This is a genomic window from Mycolicibacterium holsaticum DSM 44478 = JCM 12374, from assembly GCF_019645835.1.
GTDB lineage: Bacteria > Actinomycetota > Actinomycetes > Mycobacteriales > Mycobacteriaceae > Mycobacterium > Mycobacterium holsaticum.
Window position 1 is genome coordinate 1,262,724 of record NZ_CP080998.1, and the last position, 12,208, is coordinate 1,274,931.

Annotated in this window: 11 protein-coding genes; all 11 read left to right on the top strand. The window is 67.3% G+C overall.

What is annotated here, in order from left to right; translation table 11 throughout:
* Positions 1-2 precede the first annotated feature (2 nt).
* The 11 genes from K3U96_RS06145 to K3U96_RS06195 all read left to right on the top strand — a co-directional run bounded on the left by K3U96_RS06145 (position 3) and on the right by K3U96_RS06195 (position 12,168).
* On the top strand, positions 3-1,463 hold the full coding sequence (locus K3U96_RS06145; RefSeq protein ID WP_069404492.1) for an MCE family protein: 1,461 nt from the start codon (positions 3-5) through the stop codon (positions 1,461-1,463).
* Positions 1,464-1,518: 55 nt separating this feature from the next.
* On the top strand, positions 1,519-2,550 hold the full coding sequence (locus K3U96_RS06150) for a virulence factor Mce family protein (protein WP_220693413.1): 1,032 nt from the start codon (positions 1,519-1,521) through the stop codon (positions 2,548-2,550).
* The gene (locus K3U96_RS06155) at positions 2,547-3,899 is read left to right on the top strand and encodes an MCE family protein (protein WP_069404524.1); all 1,353 of its coding nucleotides are present in this window, start codon (positions 2,547-2,549) and stop codon (positions 3,897-3,899) included. The genes K3U96_RS06150 and K3U96_RS06155 overlap by 4 nt, the downstream gene beginning before the upstream one ends.
* On the top strand, positions 3,896-5,209 hold the full coding sequence (locus K3U96_RS06160) for an MCE family protein (RefSeq protein ID WP_220692412.1): 1,314 nt from the start codon (positions 3,896-3,898) through the stop codon (positions 5,207-5,209). Before K3U96_RS06155 ends, K3U96_RS06160 begins: the two co-directional genes overlap by 4 nt.
* Positions 5,209-6,363 carry an MCE family protein gene (locus K3U96_RS06165; RefSeq protein ID WP_220693414.1) on the top strand — a complete coding sequence of 385 codons (1,155 nt, stop codon included), beginning with the start codon at positions 5,209-5,211 and terminating at the stop codon, positions 6,361-6,363. Before K3U96_RS06160 ends, K3U96_RS06165 begins: the two co-directional genes overlap by 1 nt.
* Position 6,364: 1 nt before the next feature.
* Entirely contained in the window at positions 6,365-7,864 is a 1,500-nt protein-coding gene (locus tag K3U96_RS06170) for an MCE family protein (protein ID WP_069404494.1), read from the top strand.
* Positions 7,865-8,026: 162 nt separating this feature from the next.
* Complete coding sequence (locus tag K3U96_RS06175; RefSeq protein WP_220692413.1) at positions 8,027-8,710, top strand: Rv1363c family protein; 684 nt, start codon at positions 8,027-8,029, stop codon at positions 8,708-8,710.
* Positions 8,707-9,411 carry an Rv1363c family protein gene (locus K3U96_RS06180; protein WP_230982382.1) on the top strand — a complete coding sequence of 235 codons (705 nt, stop codon included), beginning with the start codon at positions 8,707-8,709 and terminating at the stop codon, positions 9,409-9,411. The genes K3U96_RS06175 and K3U96_RS06180 overlap by 4 nt, the downstream gene beginning before the upstream one ends.
* Positions 9,411-10,313, top strand: coding sequence for an alpha/beta fold hydrolase (locus K3U96_RS06185; RefSeq protein WP_220692414.1), 903 nt, complete (start codon positions 9,411-9,413; stop codon positions 10,311-10,313). Before K3U96_RS06180 ends, K3U96_RS06185 begins: the two co-directional genes overlap by 1 nt.
* Positions 10,314-10,323: 10 nt before the next feature.
* Positions 10,324-11,586 (top strand): DUF1298 domain-containing protein, encoded by a 1,263-nt coding sequence (locus K3U96_RS06190; RefSeq protein WP_220692415.1) that lies wholly within the window; start codon positions 10,324-10,326, stop codon positions 11,584-11,586.
* Between the two features lie 48 nt (positions 11,587-11,634).
* On the top strand, positions 11,635-12,168 hold the full coding sequence (locus K3U96_RS06195; protein WP_069404498.1) for a DoxX family protein: 534 nt from the start codon (positions 11,635-11,637) through the stop codon (positions 12,166-12,168).
* The last annotated feature ends 40 nt before the right edge of the window (positions 12,169-12,208 follow it).

Sequence of the window (12,208 nt, forward strand, 5' to 3'; positions counted from 1 at the left end):
TCATGGACGTAGAAGACGAAGGCCTGCACCCCGCGTGGTGGACGTTGATCCTCGTGGTCGTCATCGCGGTCGCCATCTGGCTGACCTATGCCCTTTTCGTCGGCTCCTTCAGGTCCACCGAGACGGTCACCTTGACATCCGAGCGCGCGGGTCTGGTGATGGAGACCAACGCCAAGGTGAAGCTGCGCGGCGTGCAGGTGGGGCGGGTCTCCGCGATCCAGGGTGGCAGCGCGCCGGTGGCGTTGAAACTCGAGATCGACAAGGACAAGATCGACTACATACCTTCGAACGTCGAGGCGCAGATCCGGGCGACCACGGTGTTCGGCGCCAAGTTCGTCGATCTGATCTATCCAAGCGAGCCCAGCTCACAGCGACTGGCGGCCGGTCAGGTGATTGAGTCGCGCAATGTCACCGTCGAAGCGAACACGGTGTTCCAGAACGTCGTCGACGTGCTCGAGAATATCGACCCGGCCAAGCTCAACAGCACGTTGTACGCGCTTGCCCAAGGTGTCCGAGGTCAGGGTGAACTGATCGGTCAGGCCACCACCGACGCGAATCAGGTTCTGCTGGAACTCAATCCGCGCCACGAAACGGTGACTGAAGACCTGCGCGCACTCAGGGACTTCAACGACACGTACAGCGTTGCCGCACAGGACATCCTGAGCACCCTGGACGCGCTCAGCACCACAAGCACCACGATCACCAGCCACGCCGGCCAACTGGACGCGTTGCTGCTGGCCACCATCGGATTTTCCAACAGCGGAATCAACCTGCTCGCACCGAACCAGGCCAACCTCGTCAAGGGCATCAACGTGCTCGAGCCGACGACGAACCTGCTCCACAAGTACAGCCCGGAGTACACCTGCCTGCTGACCGGCGCGAAGACGCTGCTGGACACCGGCGGGTACGACGCGCCGGGCGGCAACGGCAGGACGCTGGTGCTGGACGTGGCCTTGGGGATCGGCGACGACGCGTATCGGTACCCCAACAACCTGCCGATCGTCGGCGCCAAGGGCGGCCCGGGAGGCAAACCCAGTTGCGGCTCACTACCGGACGTCGCGCAGAACTGGCCGGTGCGCAACCTCGTCACGAACACCGGATTCGGCACTGGGCTCGACTGGCGGCCCAATCCTGGCATCGGCTTCCCCGGGTACGCCAACTACCTGCCGACAACCCGTGCTGTGCCCGAGCCGCCGAGCGTCCGGAACCTCTTCGGCGGGCCTGCGATAGGCCCGATCCCGTACCCGGGAGCTCCGGCCTACGGTGCGGACCTGTACGCAGACGACGGCACACCGCTGTGGCCGGGCCTGCCGGCCGCACCGCCGCCGATGGCGCCGCGGGATCCCGGCCCCACACCGGGTTCGGAGCCGTTCATCGTTCATTCGCCGGCCCAGATGCAGCCCACACCGCTACGACCGACACCCCTGCCGACCCCGGCGCGGCCGGGCCCGCCGTTCCCATGATCGCCAAACGACCGCCAACCGCGAACGCCAGGAAAGGAGACCAGCCGTGCCGGGCATGACAGCCAAGATCCGCCACGACGCGGTGCGTCTCGCCGTGTTCTTGGCGGTGTGCCTGCTCGGGGTGTTCGGACTGTTCGCGGTCTTCGGTGAGCTGCGCTTCGGGGAAGCCACCAACAGCTACGTTGCCGAGTTCACCAATGTCACCGGGCTGGAGAACGGCGACTTCGTTCGCATCGCCGGGGTCGAGGTCGGCAAGGTCAAAAAGGTTGCGATCCAACCCGATACCACGGCGCGGGTCGAGTTCACCGCAGATGAATCCGTGGTGCTGACCGACGGCAGCAGGACCGTCATCCGATATGACGACCTCATCGGCGGCCGCTACCTGGCGATCGAAGAGGGTGCGGGCGGTGTCGAGAAGCTTGAGCCCGGCGGCACGATTCCTTTGGCGCGCACGTCACCTGCGCTGGACCTCGACGCACTGATCGGCGGGTTCCGGCCGCTGTTCCGGGCGCTGGATCCAGACCAGGTCAACGCGTTGTCGAGCCAGCTGATCTCGGCCCTACAGGGGCAGGGCGCGACGATCAACTCGTTTTTGGCCCAGACCGCGACCCTGACGAGCACGCTGGCGGACCGTGACCGGCTGATCGGGGACGTCATCATCAACCTCGACGTCGTGCTGGGATCACTCGGTGACCAAAACGACCAGTTCGCCAAGGCCGTCGACGCGCTCTCCGAACTGGTGGCGACGCTGGCGGAGCGCAGAGCGGACATCAGCAACGGGTTGGCGTACACCAACGCCGCGGCCGGAAGCGTCGCGGACCTCTTGTCGCAGGCCCGTCCGCCGTTCACCAAGACGATCCAGGAGACAGACCGCGCTGCGGGGATCGTGGTGGCCGACCATGAGTACTTCGACAACCTGCTGAACACACTGCCGGACGCCCATCAAGCGCTCGCGCGGCAAGGTCTTTACGGCGACTTCTTCAACTTCTACCTTTGCGACATCGTGCTCAAACTCAACGGCAAGGGCGGCCAACCGGTGTATGTGAAAGTTGCCGGCCAGTCCACCGGGAGGTGCGCGCCGAGGTGAAGTCCTTCTCGGAACGGAACCAGACCGTCATCGGTGCCATCGGGCTGGCATTGACGATTGGCATTGTGCTCGGGGCGTTGAACTACGATCGGCTGCCCTTCCTGCAGGGCAAGGAGTACTCGGCCTATTTTGCCGAAGTGGGTGGACTGAAAGCCGGTGAGGCAGTTCAGGTCTCGGGGTTCGAGGTCGGTCAGGTCAAGTCCATCGACTTGGACCTGCCGCGGGCTCTGGTGACGTTCACCGTCGACAGGGACATCCGGTTGGGGGACCGCACCGAGGCGGCGATCAAGACCAAGGGTCTGCTCGGTACGAGGATCCTGGAAGTCACCTCCCACGGCGACGGTCAACAGGAGGGCACGATTCCCCTCGATCGCACGACGTCGCCGTATCAACTTCCGGATGCGCTGGGCGAGTTGGCTACGGCGATCAGCGGCTTGAACACCGACCAGTTGTCGGATTCGCTGAGGGTGTTGGCCGATACGTTCTCGGACACTCCGCCGGAGCTGCGGATCGCGGTCGAGGGGGTGGCGCGGTTCTCCGAGACGCTGAATGAACGTGATGCGCAGCTGCGCGGTCTGCTGGGCAACGCCGACAAGGCCACCACGGTGCTGGCCGAGCGCAGCAACCAGATCGTGAGTCTGGTCGCCAACACCAACGCGCTGCTGGCCGAGCTGGAAAACCAAAGCGCCGCACTCGATGAGGTCTCCGGCAACATCTCGGCGCTCAGCGGGCAGTTGCAGGGTTTCATCGCCGAGAACCGCGAAACCCTCCGTCCGGCCCTGGACAAGCTCAACGGCGTGCTGACGATCATCGACAACCGCAAGGAACGCCTGCAGAAGTCGCTGGGTCTGCTGGCCGATTACGTGATGTCGCTGGGCGAATCGGTTTCGGGCGGCCCGTTCTTCAAGAACTACGTCGCCAACCTGCTGCCGGGTCAGTTCCTGCAGCCGTTCATCGACGCGGCGTTCTCCGACCTCGGCCTGGATCCCAACGTGAAGCTGCCGTCGGAGCTCAGCGACCCGCAGGTCGGCCAGCCAGGGACACCTGCCCTGCCGGTGCCGTTCCCGCGGACCGGTCAGGGCGGCGACCCGCGCCTGACCATTCCCGACGCCATCACCGGCAAGCCCGGCGACCAGCCGTGCGGGTTGCCCGGCTTGCCGTTGCCCGGCCCCGGCTGCTATCCGTTCCGTGAGCCGCCGCCGGCGCCGCCGCCCGGAGGGCCTCCGCCGGGTGCGCCCGCCGCGGCGCCGCCGGGGCTGCAGTCGACCCCGGACCCGACACCGTCTCCGGTCGCGGTGCCCGCTCCCGGTGGGGTGGCCCACCTTGCCCCCGCGGAGGCCGGACGATGACGCGCTCTGCTCGCAACCTGCTGGCCGTGGCGCTGGTCGTGATACTGGCCGGCGGTGCGATTGTGCTGTTGCGCAACACCGAACGCGTCAACCGCACACACGTCGTCGCGTACTTCGACAACGCCAACGGCATCTACCCCGGCGACGATGTCAACATCGTCGGTGTGGCCGTGGGCAAGATCGAGTCCATCGAGCCGCAGCCCGAGCGGGTCAAGATCTCGTTCTGGTACGACAACAAGTACAAGGTCCCAGCCGACGCCAAGGCCGCGATCCTGTCGCCGACGCTGGTGACCGCGCGCAGCATTCAACTGACCCCGGCCTACACCGGCGGACCGGCGATGAAAGACGACGCGGTCATTCCGCAGGACCGCACCGCCGTTCCGGTGGAATGGGACGAGGTCCGCCAACAGTTGGAGAAGCTGGCCGACACGCTGCAGCCGACCGAGCCCGGCGGCGTGAGCCCACTGGGGTCGGTCATCAACACCACCGCGGACAACCTGCGTGGCGAAGGCGCCAACATTCGTGACACCGTCATCAAGCTGTCGCAGGCCGTGACGGCGCTGGGCGATCACAGCACCGACATCTTCTCCACCGTCAAGAATTTGGCGATCCTGGTCTCGGCACTGCAGGACAGCACCGATGTGATGCGCCAGCTCAACCAGAACCTGGCGACCGTGACAGGCCTGCTCGCCAACGATCCCGACGAGGTCGCCGCCGCGGTTCGCGACCTCAACAACGTCGTCGGAGAAGTCCAGACATTCGTGGCCGACAACCGCGAAGCGCTGGGCACCACGTCGGACAAGCTGGCCGGGGTGACCCAGGCGCTGACCGACAGCCTCGCCGACGTCAAGCAGTTCCTGCACGTGGCGCCCAACACCCTGCAGAACTACGTGAACGTCTGGCAGCCCGCCCAGGGGGCGGCGAGCAGCTTGCCGATGCTCAACAACTTCGCCAATCCGATTTCGTTCCTGTGCGGGGGAATTCAGGCGGCGTCTCGGCTGGGCGCCGAGCAGTCGGCGAAGCTGTGCGTGCAGTACCTGGCCCCGATCCTCAAGAACCGCCAGTACAACTTCCTGCCCATCATGCAGAACGTCTTCTCCGGTGCCACGACGCGGCCGAATGAGCTGACCTACAGTGAGGACTGGCTGCGGCCGGATTACATACCGCCGCAACCTGTTCCGCCCGCGGGTCCGTCACCGGGGGCGGGTCCGCCGCCCGCGGGTCCGCCGTTGGCGGCCGAGGCTCCGGTCGCGCCGAATCCGGCCGACGGCCTGCACGGGCTGATGGTGCCTCAGGGGGTGGGGCCATGATGCTGCGGCGCAGGATCTTTCGCCGGATAGCCGTCGTGGTCATGTCGGCCGGGCTGTTGTCGGGCTGTGCCGATTGGCAAGGGCTGAATTCGCTGCCGCTGCCCGGCGTCGAGGGCACCGGGCCGGGCGCGTTCACCATTCAGGCGCAGATGCCCGACGTGGACAACATCGAGCCGAATTCCCGCGTCCGGGTTGCCGATGTGAACGTCGGCACCGTGAAGAAGATCGAGCGTCAGGGCTGGCACGCGCTGGTGACGATGGAACTCAACGGTGACGTCGAGTTGCCCGCGAATGCGACGGCCAAACTCGGCCTGACGAGCCTGTTGGGTTCCTTGCATATCGAGTTGGCGCCGCCGACCGACGTGCCGCCGACGGGCAAGCTCAAAGAGGGCTCGCTGATCCCGTTGAAGTCGTCCAGTGCTTATCCCAGCACCGAGCAGGCACTGGCCGCTGTCGCGCTGCTGCTCAACGGCGGCGGCATCGGCAACATTCACGACATCACCGAGGCCCTCAGCGTGGCTTTCACCGGTCGGGAGAACGACCTGCGCAGCCTGATCGAGCAGCTCGATATCGCGATCGGCCACCTCGATGACCAGAAGCAGGACATCATCGCCGCTAGCGAGAGCCTGAACAACCTGATGGGTCAGATCGCCGAGCAGAAGCCGGTGGTGGACAAGGCGTTACGAACCGTTCCCGACGCCCTTGCCGTGCTCAGGGATCAGCGGCAGAACCTCGCCGAGGCGCTGACCCAGCTGGGCAGGTTCAGCGCGCTGGCTGCCGACTCCGTCGACCAGACCAAGGACGCTCTGGTGAAAGAACTCAAGGACCTCGGCGTGGTGCTGGAGGAGTTGGCCGACGCCGGTCCGGCGTTGACCCGCGCGCTGAGCTTCCTGCCGACCTTCCCGTTCCCCAAAGAGACGCTGACCAATTGGATGCGCGGCGATTACGCGAACCTGACGTTGGTCGTCGACCTGACGTTGAGCCGACTCGATTCGGCGATCTTCACCGGAACGCGGTTCGAGTGCAACCTGACCTGGCTGGAGCTGCAGTGGGGCCGAACCATCGGCCAGTTCCCCAGCCCGTGCAACCACAACGTGCCGGCACCGGGCGGCAACCCGTTGGTCGTTCCGTACCGCTGGGACCAGGGGCCGTAGCATGCGAATGACCCGGCAGATACTCATTCAGATGGCGGTCTTCTCCGTCATCGCGACCACTGCGCTGGCCGTCATGGTTTTGGGGTACATGCGGCTGCCCACCCTCCTGGGCGTCGGGCAGTACCGCGTGACCCTGGAATTGCCCGAGACGGGCGGGCTGTACCCCAGGAGCAATGTCACCTACCGCGGTGTGCAGGTCGGCGAGGTGAAGAGCGTCGACTTGACCGACCGCGGTGTCGAGGCGGTGCTGTCGCTGAACTCTGACGTCAGGATTCCCGCGGACCTCGAAGCCGAGGTGCACAGCGTGTCCGCCGTCGGCGAGCAGTTTGTCCAGTTGCTCCCGCGCAGCGGCGAAGGTCCGGAGTTGACGGACGGCGACGTTATCCCGCTGGCGCGCACGACGGTTCCGACGGATATCAATGCGGTCCTCGACGATACGGCTCGCGGCCTACAGGCGATTCCGCAGGAGAACCTGAGGACCGTGGTCGACGAGGCTTATCTCGCGGTGGGCGGGCTCGGGCCCGAGTTGCGCAGGCTGGTCACCGGAAGCGCCACGCTGGCCATCGACGCCCGCAAGAATCTCGACCCGCTGCTCACGCTGATCGACCAGTCCAAGCCGGTGCTGGACACCCAGACCGACACCGCGGGCTCGATTCAGGCGTGGGCGGCGAACCTGGCGAACATCAGCGGTCAGTTGCAGAGCCAGGACCCGGCCGTCGGGGGAATTCTGGCCAAGGGTCCGGGGGCCGCCGACGAGGTGCGCTCCCTGTTCGAGCGGCTGCAGCCCACGCTGCCGATCGTGCTGGCCAACCTGGTCAGCATCGGGGAGGTGGCGGTCGCCTATCAGCCCAGCCTCGAGCAGATTCTGGTGTTGCTGCCGCAGGGCACCGCGGTCACCCAGGCCGTGGGTGTGCACAAGCGCAACACCAAGCAGGACTACATGGGCGATGCGTTGATCTTCAATCTCAACGCGATCCTGCCTGCCCTTCCGGCGCCGCTGCCGCTGCCGCCGCAGAACCTGCCGCCGCCGTGTATGACCGGGTTCCTGCCGGCCCAGCAGCTGCGGGTACCGACCTTCGAGGACTACCCGGACCGGCCGGAGGGCGACCTCTACTGCCGCACACCGCAGGATGCGCCGTTCAACGTGCGCGGCGCGCGCAACCTGCCCTGTGTCACCGTGCCCGGCAAGCGCGCCCCGACGTGGCAGATGTGCGAGAGCGACGAGCAGTACGTGCCGCTCAACGACGGCTACAACTGGAAGGGCGATCCCAACGCCACGCTGTCCGGGCAACCCATCCCGCATGTGCCGCCGGACATTCCGGTCAAGGTGACGCCGCCACCGCCGGGAACCCCACCGCTGCCGGTCGCGGCCGCCGAATACGACCCCGCGTCCGGCAAGTACGTCGGACCCGATGGGAAGGTGTACACCCAGTCCAACCTCGCCGACGGTGCGGCCGGTGAGCGGCCGTGGCAGTCGCTGCTCACTCCGCCGGGGGGTTAGCAGCACCGCTCGCGTTGATGGCCGGCCGGAACGCGGGTCGGCGCCGAAAGCGTGGAAACCGTCCCTGAGCGACCGGGCTCCGACGATATGGTGTCGAGCACGTAAGTTGGACCCGACCTGTGACCCACCCGACCAGGCCCGCAGGGGCCGTAGAGGAACCTGATGGCAGACGATGCTGAGCCCACCGCCGGGAAACCGGATGATCCCACGGCACCAGAACCAGCCGAAGACACCACGGCCGGACACGGGTCGGTGACGGAGGAAGCTGACGTCGTCGCAGCAGAAGGGGCCGCAGAAGAGGAGGATTACGACGCCGCGGCCGGCGAGGACGACGTCGTAGAGGCCCCCGTCGCCAAGCGGCGGATGTCGCATGTGCGGATGGCCACGATCATCGGTGTGGTGCTGGTCCTGGCGCTGGGCGGGTTGACCGGGTGGCTGGGTTTTCAGGCCTACAAGTCGCAGCAGGCCGACGACCAGCGCAACCTGTTCGTGCAGGTGGGCAGGCAGGGTGCGCTGAACCTCACGACGATCAACTGGGAGACCGCCGAGGCCGACGTACAACGCATCCTCGACTCGGCCACCGGCACGTTCTACGACGACTTCCAGCAGCGTTCGCAGCCGTTCGTGGAGGTCGTCAAGCAGGCACAGTCCAAGTCGGTGGGTACCGTCACCGAGGCGGGCCTGGAGTCCGAGTCGGACAACGAGGGTCAGGTGCTGGTGGCGGTGACCGTCAACACCAGCAACGCGGGCGCGCCCGAACAGCAGCCACGGGCCTGGCGGATGCGGATCACGGTGCAGAAGATCGAGGACCAAGCCAAGGTGTCCAACGTGGAGTTCGTCCCGTGAGCCGGCACAGCATGCCCAGGGGCAGCCGCGGCGCAGAACCCGCCGACGAGGCGGCCGGCGAGACGCCGGAGGAGACCACCGAAACCCAGGAGGCGGCCATCACCGAAACGGCTGAGGAGAACGCCGAGGTTCCGACGGACGCCGCCGAGGAGACGGTTGCGGCCGAGGAGCCGCAGATCACCGACGAACCGGAGGCCGTCGCCGAAGACAAGGGGCGGATCAACTGGTCGCGCGTGCTGGCATACGGCATCCTGCCCGGGCTCGCCCTGGTGCTCGCCATGGCCGCGGGTTACCTCAAGTGGCAGCACGATTCCGTCGCCAACGCCGACACTGCGCGCATCGAGTCGGTGCAAGCGGCCAAAGACAGCACGATCGCGATGTTGTCCTACAAGCCCGACACCGTCGACCAACAACTCAACGGCGCACGCGATCTGTTGAGCGGAGAGTTCCGCGACTCCTACACGTCGTTGATCAACGACGTGGTGATTCCGGGCGCCAAGGAGAAGCAGATCTCCGCGGTCGCCACGGTTCCTGCCGCGGCGTCGGTGTCGGCCGACCCGAACCACGCCGTGGTGTTGGTGTTCGTCAACCAGACCGTGGTCGTCGGCCAGGACGCACCCACCGACACGGCCTCTAGCGTGCGCGTCGGGTTGGACAAGGTCGGGGATCGCTGGCTGATCTCGCAGTTCGACCCGGTCTAGTGGACGAGCCCGGGCTTCTCGAGGTCGCGGCGCCCAACGTGACGCTGCGGGCGTTGACCTGGGGACCTGCGGATGCGCCGATCGCGCTGTGCCTGCACGGCTTTCCCGACAGCGCGCACGGGTGGCGCAAGGTCGCGCCGCTGTTGGTGGATGCGGGCTGGCGGGTGGTGGCGCCGTTTCTGCGCGGCTACGCGCCGTCGTCGCTGCCGTCGGACGGCAGCTACCACATCGGCGCGCTGGCGGACGACGCGCTTCGGGTGCTGGCCGCCGCGGGACCCACCGGCCGTGACGTGTTCATCGGGCACGACTGGGGTGCGATCGCCGGCGCGGGACTGGCCGCGATGCCCGACAGCCCGTTCACCAAGGCCGTGATCATGTCGGTGCCGATGCCCGCGTCGTTCCGGCCGTTGGGCCGGGTGCCCGACGCCGGACGTCTCGCCGCGCAGATACCGCACCAGCTGTTGCGCAGCTGGTACATCATGTACTTCCAATTGCCTTGGCTGCCTGAGCGTTCCACGTCGTGGGTGCTGCGCCGGCTGTGGCGGCAGTGGTCGCCGGGATATCGGGCCGACGAGGATCTGCGCCACGTCGAGGCCGCCATCGGCGACCCGGACCGCTGGCGCGCGGCGCTCGGGTACTACCGCGCCGCGGTGCGCAACTCCAAGCCGCCCGCGCAGTACGCCGGACTGCACAGCCACTGGTTGGCACCCCCGCAGATGCCGACGCTGTACCTGCACGGTTTGGATGACGGTTGCGCCTCAGCCGATTACGCCCACTGGGTCGAACGGGTGCTGCCCGAGGGCAGCGCGGTGGCGTTGGTCGAACGCGCCGGTCATTTCCTGCAGCTGGAACAGCCCGAGGTCGTCGCGCGTCACATCGTCGACTTCGTGGGCCGGGCCTAAGCCTGCGCCCGTGGGCGCCCGCCGACTCGCCACCGTCGACGCGCAGACCTATTGGATGTCGGCACGGATCCCCAACGATCAGTTCCTGCTGTACGGCTTCGCCGGGGCGCCCGCCGACATCGGGCGCGCGTTGCAGCAGATCCGCACCAGGGCCGAGGGCTGTCCCGAACTGCGACTGCGGGTGCGTGACCGGCCCGTCGGCTATCCCGAATGGGTCAGCGCCGAAGTGGCAGCCGATCAGTTCGTGGTGCACCCATCTCCCGAAGCGTGGCCGGATTGTCTGCGCGCGGTGGGCGCGCTGGCCGGCGACCAGCTCGACCCGCGGACGATGGCCTGGCGGCTCCATGTCTTTCCCGGTGTGACCGGCATGGCCGGCGACGGCGTGGCCACGGTGGCGGTGCTGCAGGCCGCGCACGTGCTCGGCGACGGCGTTCGGTGCTCGGCGTTGGCGGCGCTGCTGTTCGGCCGCGCCGCGGCGGTGCCCGCGCTCGCGTCGCCGCCGCCATGGCAGAGCGCCACGCTGCCGTGGCGCATGTACCGGGCCGCGCGAAGCCACCGTGACCTGGTCCGCGACACAGAGGCCGGAGTCGTCGCCCCGCAGGCACAGCCGCGTCCGGCGTTGCGCAGCAACACCCGGCCCGAGGGGGTCCGAAGTGTGCGCACGGTGATCCGGCACCGTTCGCAGATACCGGGCCCGACGGTGACGGTCGGGGTACTCGCAGCGGTGTCGGGCGCGCTGTCGGCGCATCTGCGCGAACTCGGCGACGACCCGTCCCGGTTGGGTGCCGAGGTGCCGATGGCAACCGGCTGGATCCGCACCGCGCACAACCACTTTGGCAACGTCGGCGTCGACCTGCATCCCGAGGCGACGTACGGCGAGCGCACCGCGCGGATCGCCGCCGAATTGGAGCAGCGCCGTCGTCGCAGCGTGCATCCGGCGATGCTGGCGGCGAGCCGCGCCTCCGCGGCGCTGCCCGCCGCGCTGCTGCGATGGGGCGTTCGGCAGTTCGATCCGACGCTGCGCTCGCCGACGGTCACCGGCAACACGGTGGTGTCCAGCGTCAACCGCGGTCCCGCCGACCTGCGCTTCGGGGACGTCCCGGTGGCGCTGACGGCCGGCTATCCGGCCCTGTCGCCGATGATGGGCGTGACCCACGGCGTACACGGGATCGGCGACACCGTCGCGATCAGCGTGCACGCCGCGGAATCGTCGATCGGTGACATCGATGCCTACGTGGAGCGGTTGTCTGCGGTTTTGCGCACACGCCGATAAGTCGGTATGCCTGGGCGGCCGATTAACAGATGGCCTAAATTCTGCTACATGACTGCTTACGACTCGGCCCTGGATTTCGGATTGTTGTTCCTGCGGGTGGTGCTGGGCGTGACGATGGCCGCGCACGGCTACAACAAGTTCTTCGGCGGTGGGCGCATCCCCGGCACCGCCGGCTGGTTCGAGAGCATCGGGATGAAGCCGGGCACATTCCACGCCCGCGTCGCCGCTGCCACCGAGATGGCGGCCGGTATCGGCCTGGCCGTCGGGCTGTTGACGCCCGTACCCGCCGCGGGCTTCGTCGCCTTGATGCTGGTCGCGGCCTGGACGGTGCACCGGGCCAACGGCTTTTTCATCGTCAAGGAGGGCTGGGAGTACAACCTGATCCTGGCCACGACGGCGGTGGCCATTGCGACCATCGGCGCCGGCAAGTACAGCCTGGACTACCTGCTGTTCCGCGATGCCGGCATTGCCGACCTGCTGCACGGCTGGTGCGGTCTGGTGATCGCACTGGGGCTGGGGCTGGCGGGCGGCATCGGTCAGCTGGTGATCTTCTACCGCCCGCCGGCCAAAACCGACGCGTGAGCTGTTGCTCACCGCGTAGCTAGAACACGTTCTAGTCTTT